Annotated in this window: 18 protein-coding genes and 1 pseudogene; 10 read left to right on the top strand and 9 right to left on the bottom strand. The window is 73.5% G+C overall.

Features of this window, described 5'->3' with window-relative positions; all coding sequences use genetic code 11:
- Positions 1-129: 129 nt before the first annotated feature.
- Positions 130-1,167: a TIGR04222 domain-containing membrane protein gene (locus K7G61_RS28720; protein ID WP_263984978.1), complete on the bottom strand. Its 1,038-nt coding sequence runs from the start codon at positions 1,165-1,167 to the stop codon at positions 130-132.
- A gap of 286 nt (positions 1,168-1,453) precedes the next feature.
- Here K7G61_RS28720 and K7G61_RS28715 point away from each other — a divergent pair, with 286 nt between their 5' ends.
- The 5 genes from K7G61_RS28715 to K7G61_RS28695 all read left to right on the top strand — a co-directional run bounded on the left by K7G61_RS28715 (position 1,454) and on the right by K7G61_RS28695 (position 6,754).
- Positions 1,454-3,172 (top strand): carboxylesterase/lipase family protein, encoded by a 1,719-nt coding sequence (locus K7G61_RS28715; RefSeq protein WP_225849933.1) that lies wholly within the window; start codon positions 1,454-1,456, stop codon positions 3,170-3,172.
- A gap of 394 nt (positions 3,173-3,566) precedes the next feature.
- A complete protein-coding gene (locus K7G61_RS28710) occupies positions 3,567-4,376 on the top strand; it encodes an alpha/beta hydrolase (protein ID WP_225849932.1) in 810 nt (269 codons plus the stop codon).
- The gene (locus K7G61_RS28705) at positions 4,373-5,179 is read left to right on the top strand and encodes an SDR family NAD(P)-dependent oxidoreductase (protein ID WP_225849931.1); all 807 of its coding nucleotides are present in this window, start codon (positions 4,373-4,375) and stop codon (positions 5,177-5,179) included. Before K7G61_RS28710 ends, K7G61_RS28705 begins: the two co-directional genes overlap by 4 nt.
- A gap of 65 nt (positions 5,180-5,244) precedes the next feature.
- Positions 5,245-6,249: an alpha/beta fold hydrolase gene (locus K7G61_RS28700; protein WP_225849930.1), complete on the top strand. Its 1,005-nt coding sequence runs from the start codon at positions 5,245-5,247 to the stop codon at positions 6,247-6,249.
- 25 nt (positions 6,250-6,274) lie between these two features.
- Positions 6,275-6,754 (top strand): cupin domain-containing protein, encoded by a 480-nt coding sequence (locus K7G61_RS28695; RefSeq protein WP_225849929.1) that lies wholly within the window; start codon positions 6,275-6,277, stop codon positions 6,752-6,754.
- Positions 6,755-6,972: 218 nt separating this feature from the next.
- Here K7G61_RS28695 and K7G61_RS28690 read toward each other — a convergent pair whose 3' ends face one another.
- The 5 genes from K7G61_RS28690 to K7G61_RS28670 all read right to left on the bottom strand — a co-directional run bounded on the left by K7G61_RS28690 (position 6,973) and on the right by K7G61_RS28670 (position 14,442).
- Positions 6,973-9,747, bottom strand: coding sequence for an AAA family ATPase (locus tag K7G61_RS28690; protein WP_225849928.1), 2,775 nt, complete (start codon positions 9,745-9,747; stop codon positions 6,973-6,975).
- 69 nt (positions 9,748-9,816) lie between these two features.
- A complete protein-coding gene (locus K7G61_RS28685; protein WP_225849927.1) occupies positions 9,817-12,648 on the bottom strand; it encodes a LuxR family transcriptional regulator in 2,832 nt (943 codons plus the stop codon).
- A 174-nt stretch (positions 12,649-12,822) separates the two neighbouring features.
- Entirely contained in the window at positions 12,823-13,104 is a 282-nt protein-coding gene (locus K7G61_RS28680; RefSeq protein ID WP_225849926.1) for a hypothetical protein, read from the bottom strand.
- Entirely contained in the window at positions 13,098-13,844 is a 747-nt protein-coding gene (locus K7G61_RS28675; protein WP_225849925.1) for a class I SAM-dependent methyltransferase, read from the bottom strand. Before K7G61_RS28675 ends, K7G61_RS28680 begins: the two co-directional genes overlap by 7 nt.
- Positions 13,845-13,944: 100 nt before the next feature.
- A complete protein-coding gene (locus K7G61_RS28670; protein ID WP_263984977.1) occupies positions 13,945-14,442 on the bottom strand; it encodes a hypothetical protein in 498 nt (165 codons plus the stop codon).
- A gap of 171 nt (positions 14,443-14,613) precedes the next feature.
- On the opposite strand from K7G61_RS28670, the gene K7G61_RS28665 reads away from it, so the two are divergent.
- Positions 14,614-15,873 carry a histidine kinase gene (locus tag K7G61_RS28665; RefSeq protein ID WP_225849923.1) on the top strand — a complete coding sequence of 420 codons (1,260 nt, stop codon included), beginning with the start codon at positions 14,614-14,616 and terminating at the stop codon, positions 15,871-15,873.
- A complete protein-coding gene (locus K7G61_RS28660; protein WP_225849922.1) occupies positions 15,861-16,511 on the top strand; it encodes a response regulator transcription factor in 651 nt (216 codons plus the stop codon). The genes K7G61_RS28665 and K7G61_RS28660 overlap by 13 nt, the downstream gene beginning before the upstream one ends.
- Before the next feature lie 350 nt (positions 16,512-16,861).
- Here K7G61_RS28660 and K7G61_RS28655 read toward each other — a convergent pair whose 3' ends face one another.
- Positions 16,862-17,212 (bottom strand): hypothetical protein, encoded by a 351-nt coding sequence (locus K7G61_RS28655; protein ID WP_225849921.1) that lies wholly within the window; start codon positions 17,210-17,212, stop codon positions 16,862-16,864.
- 568 nt (positions 17,213-17,780) lie between these two features.
- Between K7G61_RS28655 and K7G61_RS37080 the strand changes: the two are divergent.
- Positions 17,781-17,906: pseudogene (locus K7G61_RS37080) on the top strand (integrase); the annotation flags it as partial.
- 37 nt (positions 17,907-17,943) lie between these two features.
- Here the strand turns inward: K7G61_RS37080 and K7G61_RS28650 are convergent.
- Positions 17,944-18,660 (bottom strand): class I SAM-dependent methyltransferase, encoded by a 717-nt coding sequence (locus tag K7G61_RS28650; RefSeq protein WP_225849920.1) that lies wholly within the window; start codon positions 18,658-18,660, stop codon positions 17,944-17,946.
- Between the two features lie 74 nt (positions 18,661-18,734).
- Here K7G61_RS28650 and ilvY point away from each other — a divergent pair, with 74 nt between their 5' ends.
- Positions 18,735-19,616, top strand: a complete 882-nt coding sequence (ilvY, locus tag K7G61_RS28645; protein WP_225849919.1) for an HTH-type transcriptional activator IlvY — start codon at positions 18,735-18,737, stop codon at positions 19,614-19,616.
- Here ilvY and K7G61_RS28640 read toward each other — a convergent pair.
- On the bottom strand, positions 19,613-20,119 hold the full coding sequence (locus K7G61_RS28640) for a DinB family protein (protein WP_225849918.1): 507 nt from the start codon (positions 20,117-20,119) through the stop codon (positions 19,613-19,615). The two genes, ilvY and K7G61_RS28640, sit on opposite strands and share 4 nt — an antisense overlap.
- A gap of 289 nt (positions 20,120-20,408) precedes the next feature.
- On the opposite strand from K7G61_RS28640, the gene K7G61_RS28635 reads away from it, so the two are divergent.
- Positions 20,409-22,430: a cellulose binding domain-containing protein gene (locus K7G61_RS28635; RefSeq protein ID WP_225849917.1), complete on the top strand. Its 2,022-nt coding sequence runs from the start codon at positions 20,409-20,411 to the stop codon at positions 22,428-22,430.
- Positions 22,431-22,596: the final 166 nt, after the last annotated feature.

Raw genomic sequence — 22,596 nt, 5'->3', positions numbered from 1 at the left:
CGGGCACACCGGCGCCGGACACATCGGCGCCGCACATCGCGCCGCCGGGCACACCGGCGCCGGGCACACCGGTGCCGGGCCCGGCGCCCCCGGTTACCGCACCTCCCGGCACCCCTCCGCTCCCTTCGGTCATCCCCCGCACCCTCCCCCGCCGCAGCCTCCGCCCCCGCACCCTCCTCCGCCGCCGCACGCTCCTGCGCCGTAACCTCCGCTCCCCGACCCCGCGGACGCCGACGCGCTCATCCCCCCGTACAGCGCCTCCCGCAGCCCCGGATCGGCCACCCCGGCCGCCCCGAACGCGGCGACGGCGAACACCGCTTCCGGCACGGACGTGCCCTCGGGCGCGTGCGGGCCGTAACCCGCCTCGCCCACCCGGGAGCGCACCTTGACGATCCGCTCCAGCCACCGCTCGCCGCCCCGGGTGAGCCGGGGCGTCCTGGTCGCGGAGACGAGCGCGAGCACCGCGCTGACGAGGAGGAAGAGGAAGAGGAAGCCGACCGGCCGGTGCAGGCGGACGCCGTTGACGAGCCGGGCCACGCCGAGCCCGAGGACGGCCGCCTGAAGCAGCAGTCCGGCCGCCAGCGCCGCCCGGCGCCGCCCCGGCGGCAGCAGCATCCCGCCGCGCACCGCCTCCTCCTCGACCGCCAGAACGGCCGCGGAGTCCATGGCCAGGCGCCGCGCCCCCCGCAGGTTCGTGGTCCGCACCTTCCGCAGGTGCGTCAGCACCGCTTCCTGGACGCGGTCCCCGGCCGGGTCACCGGCCGCGACGCCGCCGGCCGCCCCGGCCGGCGCGTCACCGGCATGCCCGCCCGCGGCCGGGCCGAGGCCCGCACCCGTCCCGGCCGCCGTTCCGCTGCCCGCGCCCGCGTGCGCGCCCGCGTCCACCTCGGCGTCCACCGCCGCCTCGGAGGTGGCCACCGTGATCCGGTGGTCCCGGCTGGCCCGTACCCGCCCGGCTTCCACCAGGCCGCTCACCGCCGTGTCGACCACGCGCGCCCGGCCGCCCGCCCCCACGGCCACCGTGTACACATCGGGCATGACCCGCGGGTCCGGCCCGCCGCGCCGGAGCAGGCGCCGCGCGACCGCCGTCAGCAGGTGCGCGGCCGCCACCGCCTCGGCGTACACCCCCAGGAACTCCGGCCCGCTCAACCCCCACGGCTCGCTCATCCGCGCCTCCCCTCCCGTCGGGGCGGCCCCCCAGCCGCTCCACCGCGGACCACGCCGGACCGCCCCTTCCGGTTCCCGCGGAAAGCGTCACGAAGCGGTCGGACGAAACGTTCCGGCCATCGTTCAACGCTGGGGTCGAGGGCCTGCGAAGACGATCCGAAAGGCGTTCGCCCTCGGGGCACCTCCGGCACAGGGTCGGCCCACCTCACTGCCGCGCGGGTGAACCCTTCACGCCACTTGACACCTATTTGGATGGATATTTCCCCGCTATCCCATACTGCTGCGCATGAGACACAGACGCGCACTCGTCGACGCCGATCCCGCCGAGCGGCCGCACCGTCGACTCGGCCGGAAAAGCCGGGAAGGCCAGGAAGGCCGCAAAAGCCGGCGAGGCCGCAAAGGCTGGAGCAGGCTGCGTGCCGCCGCCGCTGCCGGGGCGCTGGTCACCGCCGTCCTGGGCGCCGCTCCCGCACCCGCGGCCGCGGCCCACGCGCCGGTCGTCACGGTGGAGCAGGGCGGCCTGCGCGGCATCGAGCAGCACGGGGTGGAGCGCTTCCTCGGGGTTCCCTACGCGGCGCCGCCCGTCGGCAGGCTGCGCTGGAAGCCGCCTCAGCCGGCTCCGCGCTGGTCCGGGACACGGTCCGCGACCGCCGCGGGCGCCGAATGCCCTCAGCCCGGGGCCGGCGGGACAGCGGTCGGCAGCGAGGACTGCCTCTACCTGAACGTCTACGCGCCGGCGCGACCCGCGCCCTCGCCGCGGCCGGTGATGGTGTGGATCCACGGCGGTTCCGACATCTACGGGGCCGGCAGCCTCTACGACGGCAGCGCGCTGGCCGCCCGCGGCTTCGTCGTCGTGACCATCAATTACCGGCTCGGCGCCCTCGGCTTCCTCGGCCTGCCGTCACTGGCCGCGGAGTCGCCCGACCACGTTTCCGGGCAGTACGGCCTGATGGACCAGCAGGCCGCGCTGCGCTGGGTGCACCGCAACGCGGCGGCCTTCGGCGGTGACGCCCGCGATGTGACGCTCTTCGGTGAGTCCGCCGGCGGAGCCGGCGTCTGCGCGAACCTCACCTCCCCGACCGCCGCCGGCCTCTTCCAGCGGGCGATCGCGCAGAGCGTCTGCATCGATCCGACGCCCAGTCAGCGCGCCGCCCAGGAACAGGGCACGAGGATCGCTCACGACATCGGATGCGGTACCGCGAAGAACGCGGCCGCCTGCCTGCGCCGCATGCCCGTGGCGGCCGTCGTCCACTACCAGGGGGAGGAATGGCACGCGGCCCAAGGTGCCCCGCTCCTGCCCCTGCCGATCGACGACGCCCTGCGGGAGGGCAGGTACAACCACATGCCGGTGCTCGCGGGCGCCACCCACGACGAGGGCACCACCTTCATCATCCAGGGCTACCAGGACAACCCGCTCCGGCCGCAGGAATACCTCCCCGCCCTGGTCCACCACTTCGGCCCGAATGCGGCCAAGGCGGTCATGCGCCACTACCCGCTCTCGGCCTACGGCGGCGATCCGGACCGGGCCCTGAGCACCGCCGTGGGCGACGGCATGTTCTCGTGCGCCGTCCACCGGGCCAACACCTATCTCCAGCGCACGCAGTCCCAGCCCGTCTACGCCTACGAGTTCAACGATCGCAGACCGCTCCCGTACGCCCCGGGCCAGGGCGGCCTGGGCGCCTTCCACGGTTCGGAGGTCATGTACGTCTTCCAGAGCTACGTGGATCCCTTCGGCCGGACCAGGCGGCCGCCCTTCACCCCGGCCCAGCAGGCGCTCTCCGACACGATGGCGCGCTACTGGACGCAGTTCGCCCGGGCCGGCGACCCCAACGGCCCCAGGGACCCGTACTGGCCCCCCTTCACCGAGCGGAGCCAAGCGGTCCAGTCACTCAGCCCCCGTGCCGTCCACCCCGAGCACCACTTCGCAGCCGAGCACCAGTGCGGCTTCTGGATCGAGATGTTCGAACGTCACCTCATCGATGGGCATTTGACTCTTCTGCGGTGACATGATTCTCCCCGCCCCACCCTTACCCGCTCGCTGTCCCTCGGGGAGAGCGAGCGGGTCTTCGGCTTTCAAGACCGGACCGCAGACCGCCGGGCGCCGGGCGCCGGGCCCGACGTTCGCGGCCGGTTCCGCTTCGGGGCCGGTCCCCAGTCGTGCCGTGTGGCCGGGGCAGCACCGTGACTGGGGTCTTTCCACGGTACGAGGGGACGGGGCCGGGTGGTGTCCTGGTGGCAGTACCCGGCCGTCGCGAGGAGTCCCGATGACATCCGTGCCCGTGGCGGAGCCCAGGCGTCGGCCCGGGGCCGCCCGGCCCTTCCCGCGTCCGCCTCTGACCCGCGGCTGCGTCCGCTGACCGGCATCCGCCGGTTTCGCTCCCGAGAAAGGCCCGACAGCCATGCCCCGCTCGATTCCGGTCCTCTTCATCCACGGCCTGTGGCTGCACAGCGCGTCCTGGCAGCCGTGGATCGACCTTTTCCGCCGCGAAGGCTACGACCCGTCCGCGCCGGGCTGGCCCGGCGACCCCGACACCGTGGACGAGGCGCGGCAGAACCCGGAGAGCATCGCCGACCACGGCATCGACGACGTCGTCGACCACTACGCGGCGATCATCCGCGGTATGGACACGCCGCCGATCCTCATCGGCCACTCCTTCGGCGGCATGATCGCCCAGAAGCTTCTCGGCCAGGACCTCGCCGCGGCCGCGGTGGCGGTCGACGCGGCCCAGATCAAGGGGGTCCTGCCGCTGCCGCTGTCCGCGCTGCGGGCGACGCTGCCGGTGTTCAAGAACCCGGCGAACAGGCACCGCGCCGTGTCGCTGACCGCCGAGCAGTTCCGCTTCGCGTTCGGCAACGCCCTGTCCCAGGAGGAGTCCGACGCGCTGTACGCGCGGTGGGCCATCCCCGCGCCGGGCAAGCCGCTGTTCGAGGCCGCGGCGGCGAACTTCAACCCCCACTCGCCGGCGAAGGTCGACACCGCGAACTCCGGGCGCGGCCCGATGCTGCTGATGTCCGGCGGCAAGGACCACACCGTCCCCGAGACCGTCACCCGCGCCACGCTCAAGCAGTACCGGCACTCCGAGGCCGTCACCGAGTTCATGACCTTCCCCGACCGCGGGCACTCGCTGACGATCGACAGCGGCTGGCACGAGGTCGCGGACGCGGCCCTGGCGTGGCTGGGGCGGCAGAACCTGGAGACCCCGCGATGACCACTCCCGCCTTCGATCTCGGCCTGACGGGTCAGCGCGCCCTGGTCACCGGCGCCGGCCGGGGCATCGGCCTGGCGGTCACCGAGGGCCTCCTGGCGGCCGGGGCCCGCGTCGTCGCCGGGACCAGGAACCGTACCGAGGCACTCGACGACCTGGTGGAGCGGGGCGCCGAGTTGACCGTCGTGGAGGTCGACCTGTCCACCCCCGACGGCCCGGGCGCGCTCGTCGCCGCGGCGGCCGACCTGCACGGCGGGATCGACGTCCTGGTGAACAACGTCGGCGCGGTGCGGCCCCGGGTCGACGGCTTCCTGGCCACGACCGACGCGGACTGGGACTGGACGTTCACGATCAACGTCATGGCCGCCGTCAGGGCCACCCGCAGCGCGCTGCCGCACCTGATCGCCACCGGCGACGGCCGGATCGTCACCGTGTCGTCGGTCAACGCCCGGCTCCCCGACCCCCTGGTCATCGACTACAGCGCCGCCAAGGCGGCCCTGTCCAGCTTCTGCAAGGCGCTGTCCAAGCAGGTGGGGCCGCAGGGCGTGCGCGTCAACTCGGTGAGCCCGGGGCCGGTCGAGACCTCGTTGTGGAAGGGCTCGGGCGGGGTGGCCGAGACCGTCGGCGCCGGTCTGGGCCTCGATCCGGGCGCTGTCGCCGAGGCCGCCGCGGCCCAGGCCGTCACCCACCGTTTCACCCTGCCCTCCGAAGTGGCCGACCTGGTCGTGTTCCTGGCCGGCCGGCGTTCGGGCAACGTCACCGGCGCCGACTTCCCCGTCGACGGCGGCATGACCGACACCCTCTGATCCCGGGCGCCGTCAGGCCGCACCGGCTTCCGCCACCCTCCGCCCGTCCCAGCCTGGAGTCACTCGTGAGATTCCCCCTGCCCGGAAACCGCCGCCTGCTCGGCACAGCCCTCGCCGTGGCCGTCGCCATGGGCGCGGCGACGATCACGGCCTCCGCAACCCCCGCGGGCCACGCACCCCACGTGTCGGCCAGGTCCGCCGGCGAGCGCATGCCCGCCGGGTTCAGCGAGCACAGAACCCGCGTCGCCGGCATCGGCCTGCACTACGTCATCGGCGGCCACGGACCGACGCTGCTGCTCATCCACGGCTACCCCCAGACCTGGTACGAGTGGCACGGCATCATGCCCGCCCTCGCCGAGCACTACACGGTCGTCGCCCCCGACCTGCCAGGAGCCGGGCAGAGCGACGCCCCGCGCTCCGGCTACGACAAGAAGACGATGGCCGCCGAGCTGCACGCGCTGCTGGCGTCGCTCGGCAAGGACCGCGACGTGCGGATCGTCGGCCACGACATCGGCACGATGGTCGCCTACTCCTACGCCGCCCAGTACCCGGCCACCGTCACCAAGCTCGTCCTGAGCGAGGCGCCGATCCCGGACCCGGGCATCTACACGATCCCCTCGCTGACCGCGCGGGGCCCCGGCGTGTGGAACTTCGGGTTCTTCAACCTGACCGACGGCCTGCCGGAGGACATGATCAAGGGTCGTGAGGTCGCCTGGACCGCCGGCTTCATCGGGGGCTTCGAGGGCGTCCCCGGCGCGGTGAGCCCGGCCGACATCCGCGTGTTCGCCCACTACCTGCGTGACCCCGCCCATCTGGAGGCGAGCCTCGCCTGGTTCCGCGTGTTCCCGCAGGACATCCGCGACGACGAGCGGTTCCGGAAGACGCCGCTTCCGATGCCGGTGCTCGCCATCGGAGCCTCGGGCAGCCTGGGCAAAGCGGAGGGCGACCAGGTCCGGCAGTACGCCACCGACGTCACCGGCGTGGTCGTCCCCGACTCCGGCCACTGGATCTACGAGGAACACCCCGCGGAGCTGACCGCCATGCTGCTCGGCTTCCTCAGCCGCCCCTGAACCGCCCACAACCCCAGGAACGACCGTGATCAAGAATTTCCCCGCCTTCGAGGACACACCCGAGCGCGAGCCGTTCTGGTTCCTCGGGGGGCAGGCACGAGTCCTGCTCCCCGGCTCCGCGACCGGCAACGCCATGAGCCTCATGGAGTTCTCGGACCCGATCGGCCACGCGCCGCCGTTCCACGTGCACGAGAACGAGGAGGAGCTCTGGTTCGTCCTCGACGGCGAGGTGTCGTTCTTCGTCGGCGACGAGCGCCACGACCTGACACCGGGGCAGGTCGCCCACGGCCCGCGCGGCGTGCCGCACAGCTACCTGGTCCGCTCCCCCGAGGGGGCGCGGCTGGCCGTCGTCTTCAGCCCGGCCCTCATAGAGGAGTGGTTCAAGGCCAACGGGACCCCGGTAGCCGAGGCCGGGGGCGCCCCGCCGCCCTTCGACCTGGCGGCCCTCGTGGGCTCGGCCGAGGCCTTCCGCCTGCGCGTCAGCGGGCCCCCGCCGACGCTGTGACCCGCCCCGGGAGCCGCCACCCCGAAGCGGCCCCGGAGCTCATGGAGGCGGCTGCGCGAGGCACCGCCTGATCCGAGATCTCGACCCGTCCACCGGCCGGGACCGCGTACGGTCCCGGCCGGTCGCCGCGGTCCCGGCCGGTCGCCGCGGGATCGCCGCGGGACCGCCGATCCGTGGGCACGTCGCCGATACCCGGGCCGGCGAGCACACGCCGGGTTTCAGCCCTCCGTGCCCAGCACCGAGCGCAACTGCCGCCGGGAGGTGATGTCCAGTTTCCGGAAGACCTTGTTGAGGTGGTACTCGACGGTCGACCGGGTGATGAACAGGCGAGCCGCGATCTCGGCGTTCGTCGACCCGCCGGCGGCGAGTCCGGCGATTCGCCGCTCCTGCGGTGTCAGATCGTGCTCGGTCCGCACCGTCCGCTTCCGCGCGCGTTCGCCGGTGGCCAGCAGTTCGAGCCGGGCGCGTTCGGCGAAGGCGGCCGCCCCCATTTCCGCGAACATCCCGTGCGCGGTCCGCAACTCGGCCCGGGCGTCGGCCCGGCGCCTGCACCGGCGCAGCCACTCTCCGTAGAGGAGGTGCGTCCGCGCCAGCTCCGTTCGCACCCGGGTGCGGCCGAGCAGGGCCACGGACTGCGCGAAGAAGGCCTCGGCCTGGTCGTCGTCGGACATCAGCGCCCGGCTGCGGGCCAGCAGTCCCAGCGCCCACGCGGTGCCGGCCACCGGCGCGCGCTCCTCCAGCCGCCGCAGGGCCTCCTTCGCCGTCCGGTGGTCGCCGCAGCGTACCGAGGCTTCGACGAGGTCCGGCAGCACGCGGGCGACGGCTCCCGCGTTGTCGTTGACGAAGGCCACGCGCGCACGGGCCGCGGCCTCGGCGTAACGCCCGAGGCCGAGTTCCAGCACGGCCAGGCAGTGGCGGGCCCAGTCGCCCAGGGCGCCGTGCGCGTGGCGCGTCACCAAGTCGCGTACGAGGACGTCCGCGGCGGCCCGGGCCCGGGCCTCCTGTCCGCTCCACGCCAGCATCTCGACCCGGAAGGCCAGGCCCGACGGCTGTCCGATGACGGCCGCGAGGTCCTCGGCCTCGTCGAGGCAGGCCGTGGCCGCGGCGAACCGCCCGGCCCGCAGTTCCCAGGTGGACCGGACCACCAGCGTGGACGGCAGCGCGCCCAGGGCGCCGATACGGCGCTCGTGCGTTTCGACGAGCCTTGCGGCCTCCGCTCCGCCGGCGTCGTCCCAGACCTCGTCGGCGGCGTAGAGAGCGAGCATCGCCCGGCGTACGCCGTGTTCGGCCGCCTCACCGTCCCGGCCCATGGCCGTGAGCGCTGCCTGGAGCACCGGCGCCGCGGCCGGGTAGCCGCGGGTCATCCGCAGGCAGAAGCCCCGCAGGAGGAGCCCGGCGCTGTCCGACGGGGCCGGCCGCACGGCCGGCGAGGCCAGGACCGCCGCACCGAACCGCGCGCGCGAGACCGTGTCCTGGTCGCCTGACAACGCCGCCACGAGCCCTTCCAGCAGCATCGACCGGGCCAGGGCGGGATCGGTGCCGGCGACCGTGCCGGCCGCCCCCAGCAACCGCGACGGGAGACCCCCGACCCGCTCGAAGTAGATGTCGGTGGTCGCCCTGGTGTGCAGGGCCCGGGCGCCAAGCACCGGGTCACCGCGGTCCAGGAGCGGCTCGGCCTGATCGAGCATGGCCTGCGCGGTGACGGGGTCCCCGAGGACGAGGTGCGCCCTGGCGGCTTCGACGAGCCGGGCCGCCCGGTCGGCCACCGACAGTTCCGCCGCACGTGCCAGGAACGCGGCCCACGCGGCATAGCCGCCCCGGGCCCGGGCCCGTTCCGAAGCCGCGTCGAGTTCGCGAGCCACCTCGTCGTCGAGCCCGATCGTCGCCTCGGCGCGATGCCAGGCCCGGCGTTCGGGGCTGTGGACCGGATCGCTGACCGCGGCGAGCGCCGCGTGGGCCCGGCGGCGCTCGGCGGCGTCGGCTCCGCGGTACACGGCCGACCGGATGAGCGGGTGCCGGAACTCCAGGCGGCGGCCCTGGGTGAGCACGCCCGCCGCCATCGCCGCGTCGGCCGCCCTGGCGGGAACACCTAGCTCCCCCGCGGCGCGCCACAGTGTCAGCGCGTCGTCCGGCGGCGCGGCCGACAGCAGCACCAGGAAGGTCCGTGTCTCGTCGGGGAGTGTGCGGACCAGCCGCCCGAAGTGGGTCTCCAGCCGCGCCCCGACCGGAAGCGGCTCGGGCAGCAGTGCCGTCCCCGCCAGGTGGGCGGGACCGAGCGCGTCGACGCTCTCCATCAGTGCCAGGGGATTGCCGCCGGTCTCGGCCACGATGCGCGCGGCCACCGCCGGGTCCAGCCGCCCGGCGACGTTGCGTCCGAGCAGCTCGTGCGCGTCGGTGTCCTCCAGGCCGTTGACCGGCAGTGCGGTGAACCCTTCGAACGCACCGGGTCCCTGGGGTTCCTCGCGGCCGGCGACGACGAGGCCGACGGCCTCGGCGCCGAGCCGGCGGCCGACGAACGCCAGCGCGTCGCGCGACTCGCGGTCGAGCCACTGCACATCGTCGACCAGGCACAGCAGCGGCTGCGCGGACGCGGCGTCGGCCAGCAGGGTCAGGGCCGCCATGCCGACGAGGTAGCGATCGGCCGGCGGCGCGGTGAGCAGCCCGAACGCCGACGCCAGGGCCTCGCGCTGCGGAGCCGGCAGCGCGTCGATGCCGCCCGCGAGCGGGCGCAGCAAGCGGTGCAGGGCGGCGAAGCCCAAACGCGCCTCGGACTCGGTCCCGGCGGCGCGGACGACCCGCAGGTCCGTCGACGTCGCCGCCATGTGGTCGAGCAGCCTGGTCTTGCCGATGCCCGGCTCGCCGACGAGGACCAGCGCCGAACTCATGCCGTCGCGGACGCCTGCCACCAGGTCGGCGAGGACTCGCAGCTCCTCGTGTCGACCGGTGAGCGGAATCCGGCGGGTACGGGCCCCGGCGGGAGGGTTTTCAGCCATCCCGTCCAGACAAGCACCCAGGCGGCCGGGGGTCCCTGGGGATGAACCCTAGTCCGGTCGCCGGCCCGGCTACGGCTGCCGGGCCCGCAGCGCGTCCCCCAGCTGACGACGGGACGAAATGCCCAGTTTGGCGTAGATGTTGGACAGGTGGTACTCCACGGTCTTCTGGCTGACGTAGAGCTCCGCCGCGGCCTCCAGGTTCGTCCGCCCGCCGGCGATGAGGTGCGCCACCGAGAGCTCCCGCTCGGTGAGGGCGAGCACGCGGCCGCCGGCTCGCGCGGGGGCGGTGAGCCCGATCGCCGCCAGGTCCGCGTCGCAGCGCTCCAGGAACGGTGCCGCCCGCAGTGCGCCGAACCGGTCGTGGGCCGAGGTGAACCACCGGGCGGACTCGCGCCGGGAGCCGGAGTTGGTCGCGACGAGAAGCCTGCCGTAGCTGTGCTCCAGCATCGCGCGGAACAGGGGGGCGGTGTCGCCGCCGTGTTCCGGCTCTCGCGCGACGGCCCGCTCGTAGATCGCCAGCGCCTCGCGCGGCCGGCCCTGGGCCTCGGCCAGTTGGCCGCTGAGCCGGGCCACGACCACCCGCATGTAGCCCATTCCGTCGTAGCCCCGCCGGAAGTCGTCGAGGGCGAGGGCGGCGGCTGCCAGCCGCCCCGTTCCGATGAGCGCTTCGACCAGCAGCGACTGCTGCCACAGCCGGAAGGGCGTGAAGCGCGCACGGAACGTCTCGTACCCGTCGACGACCGTGCGGTCGAGCAGCGGCTCCAGCGATACCAGTACGGCGGCGTGGTCGGCCCGGGCCTGCGCCACCATCGCCCGGGCCAGCGCGGCGTAGACGGTCTCCGCCGGCGGCGATCCCAGCGCCTCGGTCATCCGGGACAGGGCATCGACATGGCGCTGGGCGGCGTCCCACCGCCCACGTCCCGCCTCGACGCACACGGCCGCGAACCAGGCGGCCGCGTCACCCAGCACGTGGTCCTGGATCGCGGCGACCGCCAGCGCCCGGTCCGTCGCGGACTCGCTCGCGTTCCAGTCGCCCGACAGGTATTCCACGATCGCCAGCAGCGAGAGGGACAGATGGCTGAGTTTCGACCCCGCGCCCTGCTGGTCGCGCCGCCCCACCGTCGCCAGGTCCGCGCGAGCCGCGTGGAGCCGGCCCAGGAACAGGTGCATGACCCCGCGCGTCGCCAGCGTCGCGAGCTGGTGGTCCGCGGCCTCGGCGGCGTCGGCGGGCAGGTGCGCCACGTCCCGCAACGCCGCGCCCGGCCCCTGGTCCCACATCCGGCCGGTGGCCAGCACCGCGCGCGTGAAGTCGGACATGGCGGGGTCGAGGTCGCCGATCGCCAGCGTCTTGCCGGCTATGTCCACGGTCTCGGCGCCGCGGCAGTGCCGGATGGTGATGACGGAGAGAAACGTTCCTGCGAGGACCGCGACCCAGCCCGAATCCGGGTCGGCGAGCGCCTCCTGCCACGCCTCGGTGAGCTGTGCCTCGGCGGCGGCGAACCGGCCGTCCAGCAGGTCCATGACGCCGAGCACGCACGTGCGCAGGACGCTGGGCGCGCAGTCCTCGACCTGCGTCCTCAGCTTCACGGCCGCCACCGGCTGCAGGGTGAGCAGCGACTGGGCGCAGGCCGTCACCAACCTCCGCTCCCGGTCCGCGCGATCGCCGGACAACGAGGAGGCCCACAGCAGTCGTGTGGCCGCCAGCGCGTTGCGGCCGGCGACGGCCTCGGCGTTCCCGGACCGCTCCAGCTCGGCGGCCAGAACGGGATCGGCGGACGTGGCCGCGGCGACTCGGTGGGCCCAGGCCGCGGCCGTGCCGACCACGTCGGCGGCAGCCGCGTGCAGGGCGCGGCGCCGTTCGGGGTCGATCGCCTCGTAGACCGCGTCCCGCTGCAGGGCGTGCACCATGGCGACGGGGCTCTGGGACTCGGTCGGCCACCACTGCGCGAGCCCGGCCGTCAGCGCCGGCATGAGGGCCCGGGCCGGGTCCGGGAGCCCCGCGACCTGCGCGACGGCCGCGAGCGGAAGCCGTACGTTCAGTACGGCCATCGCCTCCAGGAGGGCCACGGAATCCGGGGGGAGGCGGTCCAGCAGCGTCCTGATCCCGACCCGCAGCGTGCGGGGAACCGGCCACCGCTCCGCCTCCTCGTCGCGGAGCGTCTCGACGGGCACCTCGGCCAGGACCGTCCGCAGGTGGAGGGGATGGCCCTTCGTGTAGCCGTGCAGACGCCGGACCAGCCCCGGTGTCAGGCGCACGTCCAGCAGCCGGCGGGCCATCCGGTCCACGTCGTCCTGTTCGAGTCCGCCGATCCCGACCCGCACCGCCCGCTCCAGGGAGCGGACCAGCCTGTCGAGGGTCTCGACGGTGTGCTCCGCGTCCGGCCGGGTCAGCAGAACGGTCAGCACCCGGTCCGCCCAGAGCCGGCGCAGGACGAATCCCAGCACCCGCAGGGACAGCGGATCGGCCCAGTGGACGTCGTCGACGACGATCGCGACCGGGCCCCGGGACTCCTGCAGCGCGCCGAGCAGCAGCAGCAACTGCCCGCCGATGGCGTGCGGTGACACCCCTGCCGGGCCGTCCGGCGCCAGCAACGGGAACCGGGCCGCCAGGTCGCGGTCCACTCGCCGCGTCAGCTGGCCGAGCACACCGCCGGGAAGGTCGGTCTCCGAAGGATCGCCGGTCGCCCACAGGACCGTGAAATCCGTCAGTGAGGCCGCCACCCGGCGGGCGAAAGCGCTCTTGCCGATGCCGGCCTCGCCCTCGACGACCGCCAGCCACGCCTGCCCGCCGCGCGCTTCGGCGGCACACGCCGCGAGCCGGTCGAACTCGCCGCGGCGCCCGACGAAGACCTCGCCGTGGTTCGCGTCCGCCGCGTCCGCCGAGTCGATGGCCACGCTCATGGTTCGAGCCTCCAGGGACGGCGGACCCGGTGCGGGCGACGCGAGCACGAGGCGATGACGAGAGCGGTCGCTCTGTTTGAGGATTGTACCTTTCAGGTGCGGCACCCGCCCTCACCTGCACGATGTGACCGGCGGCCGGCCGGCTCCCGTCCATGGCGGGCACCCTCGGGTGCCTCACGGGGACGGGCGCCGGCCGGACCCTGTTCCCGGCCGCCCGAGCGGCCCGCACGGCTGCACGAGGTGGAGGCCGTAGGCGTGGACGGTGAGCCAGGCGTCGACGGCGCCGGTCGCGGTCAGGAGCGGACAGTCGTCGCGGGCGTCACCGCTGACGTCGGCGAACACGATCCAGTCGCCGAGGCCGGCGGTGCCGGCGCCCTCGGCGATGCGCCCCTGGGCCGACCAGTCGGGCGTACCGGTGTTGAGCCGGATGTCCGCCGAGCCGTTGTCGTTCAGCACCCAATAGTCGGCCTTGCCGTCCCCGTCGTATTCCCGTCGTCGTTGTCCCGGTCGCCGTCGGCGAGGTGCTCGCCTTGGCGAACGGGCGCGTGGGCTGCACAGGGTCGGAAGCGGGCGAGGTACGCCGGGCTCGGACCGCGGCGCTCGGTCAGGTGGAGGCCGGCGGTGTCGGCGAGCCGGTGCAGCCGGCCGAAGGGGATCCAGTGCCGGTCGAAGAACTCGCCGATCACCAGCCGCCCGCCTGGTGCCAGCACCCGTGCCGCCTCGCGCAGTACCCGATCCGGCTCGGGGATCTCGCCGAGCGCGGTCACGGCGTATACGGCGTCGAATGTTCCGTCGGCGTAGGGGAGTTCGCGCGCGTCCGAGCGGGTGGGCCTGATCGTCGCCAGACCGTCGCGCTCGGCGCGGCACATCACGTGGTCGAGCATCTCCTGCTGGATGTCGAGCACATCCAGCCGTCCCTCCGGCCCGAGCTGCGGGGCGACGTGCAGCGACTGCAGGCCGGTCCCCGGGCCGATCTCCAGGATCCGCTCCCGCGGCCGCGGCCGCAGTACGGCGTCCATCCGGTCGGCGGTCAGGAACGGCAACGGCACGTCGAGCAGGCCGCGTTGGGCGTACGGATAGGGCGCCGTGTCGCCCAGCCACCAGGCGGCGGCCAACGCGGCGCCGACGCCGGCGGCGACCGCCCAGCGGGTCCGGCCCTGGATCGGGGCGACGGGGGCGGGGGTGATGCGGTGCATGGTGTTCTCCGGTGGATCGATTCGGTCCGTGGTACCTGGTGGGGCGTTCGGGGGACGGGTGGCCGGGCGGCCGGGCGGTCGGGCGGTCGGGCGGTCGGCGTCACGCGGGCCGGCGCAGCGCCCGCAGCGCCAGCCGGCCGCACAGCGCGGCGAGCGGCAGTTCGGCGCCGAGCGCCATGGCGACCGCGGTGGCGAAGTCGCCGCCCGGGGCCGCGGTCGTGGTGTCGAACCAGGCGTCCACCACGAGCAGCGTCGCGGTCGCGGCGGCTGCCAGGGCGTGCCGCCGGTCGCCGCGGGCGGCGAGGAGGCCGGTGGCGATCAGGCCGAGCGCCTCCAGCGCGTCGAGCCCGACCCAGGCGACCGGCCAGTGCGCCGCGGTCGCGGTGGCCGGCAGGCCGGTGGCCAGCACGTACAGCCACGGCAGCAGGGCGAGCCCGCAGGCGACCAGCAGCCGCCCGGCCCGCCGCATGCCCCGCGCCGGGCGCGGCTCCTCCGCCTCTCCGTGGAGCGGGACGACCTCGGCCCGGTCGAAGCCCTCGGCGCGGTCGAAGCCCTCGGCGCCGGCCACTTCCCCGTCGCACAACGTCAGTTGACGCATCGTCTTCCCCCGCTCCCCGTCGGCTCTCCCCGTCACGTGCTCCACCCTCCGCCGCGCACCAGGGCGCCGTCAGTCACGCAGGGTTCCGACCCGGGGTGGAGAAAAGTGCAGCCCCGAACCGGGCGGGAGCGTCATGGCACGGGGATGGCCTGCGGCTTTAGCGTTTGACGCATGCAATTCACGACGTGGCCGCAACTGGTGCCGGGCCGGCCGTTCCGCGGGGCGGGACGCCGGACCGCGCTCGTGGCGGCCGGCCTGCCGCTCCATCTCGCCGCGGTGCCGATGTGGCTCTGGCTGGCCGGCACGATGGCGGCGTTCGCGTGGGCCCTGACTCCGCTGCCCGTGCTGTTCACGCTCGTGGTGACACCCCTGCTGACCGCCGGGCAGCGGCGGCGCTACCGGGCGCTCGTCGGCGAGGACCTGCCGCGTCCCGCCGTACCCGGGCCGGGACGCGACTGGACGTCGGCGGTGCGCCGGCTGACCACGCGGGCCTTGTGGCGGCAGGTCTGCTACCACGCCGTGGCGGGTCCGCTGCTCGCCGTCCTGGACCTGGCCGTCCTCGCCGTGTGGGCCGCCGCTCTCGTGGCCGCCTCCCTCTACGTGTGGATCTGGGCGCTGCCCCCGCAGTGGCGGGTCACCGACCTCGGATACACCACGCAGGCCGCGTACATCACCGCCGGCGGCCTCGCCCTGCTGTTCCTCGGGCCCCGGCTGACCGGCGCTCTGGTGCGGCTGGAGACCCGGGCGGCCGAGATCCTGCTCGGCCCCAGCCGCACGGAGAAGCTGGCCCGCCGGGTAGCCGACCTCGCCGAGAGCCGGGCCGGCGTGCTCGACGCCGCCGACGCCGAGCGGCGGCGGATCGAGCGCGACCTGCACGACGGCGCGCAGCAGCGCCTCGTCGCACTCGCCGTCAACCTGGGCCTGGCCAGGGCCACCCTCGGCGACCTGCCGGCGGACGCCCGCAAGGTGATCGACGAGGCGCACCGCGAGGCGAAGGAGGCGATCACCGAGCTGAACAACCTGGTACGCGGCTTGCACCCGGCCGTCCTTGAGGACCGCGGCCTCGACGCCGCGCTGTCCGGGGTCGCCGCCCGCCTCCCGATCCCGGTGCGCGTGGCGGTGAACCTGCCGCAGCGCCCCTCACCCACGGTCGAGGCCATCGCGTACTTCGTGGTCTCCGAGGCCCTGACGAACGTGGTCAAACACGCCCGGGCGACCAGGGCGGACGTGACGGTGGAGCGGATCGGGGAGACACTGCTGGTGGTCGTCGCGGACGACGGAGCGGGCGGCGCGGATCTCGCGGCGGCCGTCGGCGGCACCGGGCTCGCCGGGCTCGCCAAGCGCGTCGCGTCCGTCGACGGCACGTTCTCCTGCCGCAGCCCCGCCGGGGGCCCGACCGTCATCACCGTGGAGCTGCCGTGCGCGCCGTGATCGCCGAGGATTCCCTCCTGCTGCGCATCGGCGTGGTCAAGGTGCTGGAGGCGGCCGGCTTCGAGATGTGCGCGCAGGTCACCGACGCGGAAGGGCTGCTGGCAGCCGTCGAGGAGCACCGGCCCGACATCGCCGTGGTCGACGTGCGCATGCCGCCCGGCTTCACCGACGAGGGAGTACGTGCCGCGCTGGTGATCCGCCGCCAGTACCCGCGTACCGCCGTGCTCCTGCTGTCGCAGTACGTGGAGGAGCGGTACGCCGCCGATCTGCTCGCCGCCAACACCTCGGGCGTCGGGTATCTGCTCAAGCAACGCGTCGCCGACGTCGAGGAGTTCACCGAGGCGGTACGCCGGGTGGCGGCCGGCGGCACCGCGCTCGACCCGCAGGTCGTCGCGCAGTTGCTGGTACGCCGGCACAGGGATCCGCTCGACCGGCTGACACCGCGCGAGCGGGAGGTGCTGGAGCTGATGGCGGGCGGCCGGTCCAACTCCGGCGTCGCCGCCGAGCTGGTCGTGAGCGAGAGCGCGGTCGCCAAGCACATCAACAGCATCTTCACCAAGCTCGACCTGCCCAGGGCCGACGCCGACCACCGCCGCGTCCTGGCGGTGCTGCGCTTCCTGGGCGTTGCCACCGCATAGCCACCGCATAGCGCGCGAGCACGCCCGCGGTGGCCGCCGTGCGTGGGGCCATGGCACGGGTGGGGCTGGTCATCACTGGTGTCCGGCCGGTCGGCGCGGCCACCGTCCGCGACGCGGCAGCCGGGGCGGCAGCCGACGCGCCCGGCCGGGGCGGCAGGCCACCCGCCTGCGACCGCGAGACCTGGATTTCGTCGCGCTCGCCGAGCGGGACGCCGGGCGCTCGCCGCGCACGGGTCTTCCAGCCGTGGCTGTACGGCCGATCCAAGCCTCCGATGCAGCCGTGGTCCGCGAAGCGGTGCGCTTCGCGGACCACGGTCATGCCGGATCTCGCCCGATCCGCCGATCGAAGGTCAGCCGACGGGCTGACCGCTCGGCTGGCGGCCGCCGGCCGGGCCGTCTTCGATGTAGGAGCTGGAGTAGTGCGGCGACTGCATCCCGGACTCCGTGGCGGTGGAGGTTCCGCCGTCCAGGAAGGCCCAGTTTCCGACGAAGGTGTAGCACCCGTCGTAGTAGCTGCAGAAGGTGGCGTGAATCCGGAACGTGCCGGTGTTCGTGTATCCCGAGCACGATGCCGAGGCGGAGGTGTTGCTGTACGTCGTGCTACAGCCGCCCGCCGTGGCAGGCGTCGCGGTCAGGAGCGCCGCCGCGAGCACAGAACCGATGCCTGCTGCAGCGAGGGTCAAGCGTTTCCCCGTGGTCATGAAATAACCTCTTCCCGAATGGCTGGATCGATGGCCATGAGATTCTGCGCCGGTCATCTGCTCATGGGCGCGGAAAAAATATCAGCGCCCTTTTGTCGTCAATCCTGCGTTCCGCGGCTCCGCGTCGACGCAGTCCGCGGATCTGGGCTGTGAGCTGGGCAAACACCGGTGGGCACGGTGACCTGGCGTGTCACTGGGCCGGGGCGTTGTTGCAGGTCAGGAGGTTGGCCTCAGCCCTTCGTCAAAAGCTCCTGACGTGATCTCCGGTCGGTCCATTTGATCAAGCGGCCCCTTACCGGGGCAGCTGGTTGGTCCAGTTGGCGCCGAGCGGCGGGGGCTTCCGGATTCACAGCGGCTCTCGCCGAACTCGGCCCCGAGCCATCGCCCCCGATCGCCCGACGTGACGCTACGGTCACGAGGCCTTGGTCCGTCCTGGATTCGTCCTAGTACGAGGTCGGCCAGGGGATCGGCGCTCATCGTGAAGTGCCCCGAGCGCGGCCGGAAACAGCGCGGAAGAATGGCCGACCCGGCGGGCCACATAGGCATGGAGATCGGAACATCGTGAGACCTGCACTGGCGCGACAACAACGCCCGCCACCCCGACGTCCTCGCCGCCCAGCGACGCGAACGCGCCCGCATCCGCGGAGAGAAGGGCATCCGCTGGGGCGGACGCCCTCCTGCCGATACAGGCTGACCAGCCAGGATCCTCAGCCGACCGGAAGCGGAAGAAGCTACCGGCGGCGGCAGAGAAATTCACCGTGCGTCGGCGTGCGGGATGCACGCGAGATGATGTCGAAGCCGGCCCGGTGCAACATGCCCTCCAGGATCCAGGCGTATGTAGAGAACTCCTCCCGAACGTGCGCCTCGAAGTCCGCCCGGGTGAAACCCCGGCCCTCGGGCCGGCCTGCGGTGTCGAGCCACCGCTGCAGATGCCCAGCGGCGTCCGCGGGCGGGAAGCTGAAGATGACGTCCCACAGGTAGAAAGTGCCGCCCGGCCGCAGTATGCCGGCCGCGTTGATGAGCGCCTGCTGCTTCCAGAAGTCCGGCAGCTGGTGCAGGGCCGACTTGGTGGTGACCACGTCCGCGGGCCCTGCCTGATGGGCGTAGTCCAAGAATCCGGCCCGGTGCCAGTGCGCGGTGGCACCGGCCCGTTCCGCCCTGGCCTGGGCGAAGGCCAGCATCTCCGCCGAGACGTCGACGCCGTGGGCCTCTGCTCCGCGTGCCGCGGCCTGGACCACCAGCGAGCCGGTGCCGCAGGCCAAGTCGACCAGGCGGGTGCCCGCGACGACGCCGAGACGGTCGAGCAGGGTGTCGTCGGCGTCCGGGTCGGTGCCCTGGTTGCGGTCGTAGGCGGCCACCGCGGCCGCGCTGCCCAGGTCGATGCCGACAGGCTCGTACTCGCGGAAGAACCATGCGGGGCGGTGACGGGTGCTCTCGCTTCGTGACATGACCCGTTTGTAGGGTCCGGGCAGACCCGGCGGCAACAGCGACATCCGCAGCATGGCGTTCCGGAAGGTGAAAGATGCAGGACCACGACCAGTACCGGCTCTTCCTCCATCTCGCCTCCACGCTGAGCTTCACCCGAACCGCGGCGGACTGCCACGTCAGCCCCGCTACGTTGTCCCGTACCGTGCAGCGGCTGGAGACCTCTACCGGGCATCGGCTATTGGACCGCGGTCCACACGGCGTCGCACTGACCGAGCACGGTCACCGCTTCCACCACTACGCGGCCGAAGCCCTGGAACTGTGGGACCGCTACCGCGACAACGACCTCACACGGGACCAACTCGGCGGACGACTACGAGTGTTCGCCTCGGTCACCGCCTGCCAGAGTCTGTTGCCCGACCTGCTCGCACCGCTACGAGACGCCCATCCCCGGGTGCAGATCTCGGTGCGGACCGGTGACGCCGCAGCCGCCCTCGCGCTCCTCGACGACGGCGAGGCCGACCTCGCCGTCGCAGCCCTGCCCTCCCGGGTTCCGGCCACCCTCCTTGCCCGCACCGTCGCCCACACCCCCCTCGTCCTCGTCCGAGCCGACCCACCACGGTCAAGCGCGCTTCCGGATCCCGACGAGCCGTTCGTGCTCCCCGGACAGGGCCTGGTCCGGGACATCGCCAACCGGTGGTTCCGCCGCCTCGGCATCACCCCGCGCATAGCCGCGGAGGCCGACGGACACGAAGCCCTGCTCACGCTGGTCGCTCTCGACTACGGCACCGGCATCATCCCCGACCTCGTCCTACAGCACTGCAGCATCCGAAACCGGCTCCACGTCGTCCCCACCCCGTCCGGCCCCGGCGAACTCACCATCGGCACATGCGTCCGGCGCGCTGATCTCCACCGCCCCCTGGTCGCCGCCGCCTGGGCTGCCGCAGGAACCGGTGAACCTTCACGGTCGGAGCACTAACTGCCGGTCGTGCCGTCGAGCATCTCGCGCAGGATGTCCAGATGACCGTTGTGGCGGGCCGTCTCCTCGATGAGGTGGTGGAGGATCCAGCGCAGGTCGACGTGGAGGCCGTCGCGGACGGCTCGCCGGGCCCGCTGGTCCAGGCCGTTCGCGGCGACCAGTTCGCGGTAGCGGGCGCTCTGTTCGGCGTACTCGTCGAGCAACCGCGTGAGCGGGAAGTCGACGGCGATACGCATCTCGCGGTCGGGGTCCTCCTCGGTCCAGGGACCCTGGTCCTCCTCGCCGAGGAAGACCACCTGGAACCAGTAGTACTCGACCCAGCGGAGGTGGTTGACCAGTCCGCTCACGGTCATCAGCGGGGAACCCGGCAGGAGCGCCCTGCGTGCGTTCTCCGCGGAGAGGCCCTCGCACTTGGCGCGGGCGGTGTCGCGTGCGTAGTCGAGGAAGTGGGTGAGCTGGGTGCGCTCGTCCCACGCGGGCGGTGTGTCGTCGATTCTGGTCATCGCGCGAAGGGTCCCCCATCACCGCGACCGATGTCGAGGCAATTGTCGACGGACCCGCCCCGTTCCACCCGGTTGTCGCCCCGCAGGAACGTGTCCGGGCCCCTGTCCCCGAACGCCGGGCGGCGGCAGCCGGTCGCGCGCGGGCCGTCGTCGGCCGCCCGTGCTCCTTGACGGCACGCCAGGGGCCCCTCATCGTGGTGCGGGATTGTGGGAGCGCTCCCACAGCGCGCAGTCGACCTGGCCGGGCCGCCTCCCCCGAGGCGCGCCCGGCACCACGAGGAGATTCTTGATGCGCAATCCCCCCACACCCGCACCCGCACCCGCGCCCGCGCCCGTCCGGCTGTCGCTGCGCCGCGCCGGCGCGGCGGCACTCGCGGTACCGGCCGCCCTGCTGCTCGCCGCGATGCCGGCCGCCGCGTCACCCGCCGCGCATACGGCGTCCGCCGCGTCACCAGCAGCGCATACGGCGTCCACCGCGGCCTCCGGCACCACCACCGCCACCGCCTCCGCCACCGGCACCGCCTCCGTCAGCGTCGACGCCGGCACCACGTCGGCCACCGTCCCGTCCACGGCGATCGGGCTGAACGCCTCGACGTACGACGGGAAACTGACGGACGCCGCGGTGCCCGGCCTGGTCAAGGGCGCCGGTATCGGCGTCATGCGCTTCCCCGGTGGCACCTCGTCGGACTCCTACGACTGGAAGACCAACACCGACGTCCTGTCCGGGCAGCGGCAGGCCGCCGACTTCGACCAGTTCATGACCATGACGGGCCAGGCCGGCAGCGAGCCGATGATCACGGTCAACTACGGTACGGGCGACACGCTCGGCAAGACCCGCTCCCCGCAGGAGACCGGCGCCCAGGTCGCCGCGGACTGGGTGCGGTACGCCAACGTCCAGCACGGGTACGGCGTGAAGTACTGGGAGATCGGCAACGAGGTGTACGGCAACGACACCTACAACGCCTACTGGGAGCCGGACGAGCACTGCGGCAGCACCTTCCCGCCCGCCGCCCAGCCCACGACCTGCGGGCCGGAGGTCTACGCCGAGACCGCCGCCCAGTACATCGCGGCGATGAAGGCCGTGGACCCGACGATCAAGGTGGGCGTCGTCCTGACCGCGCCCGGCAGCTGGCCGGACGGCGTCACCGCGCCGGGCAGCCCGCAGCCGTGGAACCAGACCGTGCTGAGCACCCTCAAGAGCCTCGGCACCGCCGCCGACTTCGCCGACGTCCACTGGTACCCGCAGAACCCCAGCAACGTCACCCCGCCCGGCCCGACCGACGCCGGCCTGCTCGCCGACACCGCGCAGATACCGTCGATCACCGCGACCTTGCGCTCGCAGTTCGCCGAGTACGCGGGCACCGCCGACCTGCCGATCATGCTCACCGAGACCAACTCCGTCTCCTCGAACCCCGGCAAGCAGACCGTCGGCCAGGTCGACGCCCTCTACGCGGTCCAGGACTACGCCGGATGGATCGGCAGCGGCGTGGCCAACGTCGACTGGTGGCAGCTCCACAACGGCATCGTGACCAGCGGCGACAACGGCTCGGACCTGTACGGCACCGCCTCCTACGGCGACTACGGCGTCCTGTCCGACGCGTCCTGCGGCACCTCCGGCGACCAGCCGGTCTGCGAACCGGCGGCCGACACCCCCTTCCCGGCGTACTACGGGCTGAAGCTGGCCGGCGCCTTCCTGCGGCCCGGCGACACCGTGGTCAAGGCCGCCTCCAGTGAGCCCCTGGTGCAGGCCTACGCGGTGAAGTCCGCCGACGGCTCGGTGAAGGTCATGCTCGTCAACGACGATCCGGCCACCACCTACACCGTGGGTCTGGACTACGCGGGCTTCACGCCCGCCGCCGGCGCCCCCGACACCTCCGTACTGGAGCCGCCCGGCAACGGGATCAGCACGGCGCCCCGCGGCACCGCCACCGCGCAGACCCTCGCCCCGTACACGGCGGCCCTGGTGACCGTGCGGCCGGCCGACACCTCGACGGGCGCCTGCAAGGTCAGGTACGCCGCCGGCGACTGGGGCAGCGGCCTGACCGCCACCATCGGCCTGACCAACACCGGCACCGACCCCGTGACCGACTGGACCCTCGGCTTCACCTGGCCGGGCAACCAGCAGATCACCAACGGCTGGAGCGCGGCCTGGACCCAGACCGGCAGCCAGGTCACCGCGGCCGGCCTCTCCTGGAACCGGGTCATCCAGCCGGGCGCGACCCTCACCCTCGGTTTCAACGCCTCCTACACGGGTGCCGATCAGCCGCCGACCGCCTTCACCCTGAACGGTCGGTCCTGCGCCACGGGCTGACCTCCGCGATCACGGTGCCGGAGCGGGGCCGCCGCCCGTCCGGCACCGTGCCGGCTCCCCGACGAGCCGGGACCTGCGCGACCCAACGCAGCCTGTGACCTGCTGTGACCTGCCCGGACTTGACCGGACTTGACCGGAAAACTGGCCCCCGACAGCCCCCACGGAG

It is taken from the genome of Streptomyces sp. HPF1205 (genome assembly GCF_020400825.1).
Taxonomy (GTDB): domain Bacteria; phylum Actinomycetota; class Actinomycetes; order Streptomycetales; family Streptomycetaceae; genus Actinacidiphila.
This window is presented reverse-complemented; position numbering and strand designations above follow the sequence as displayed.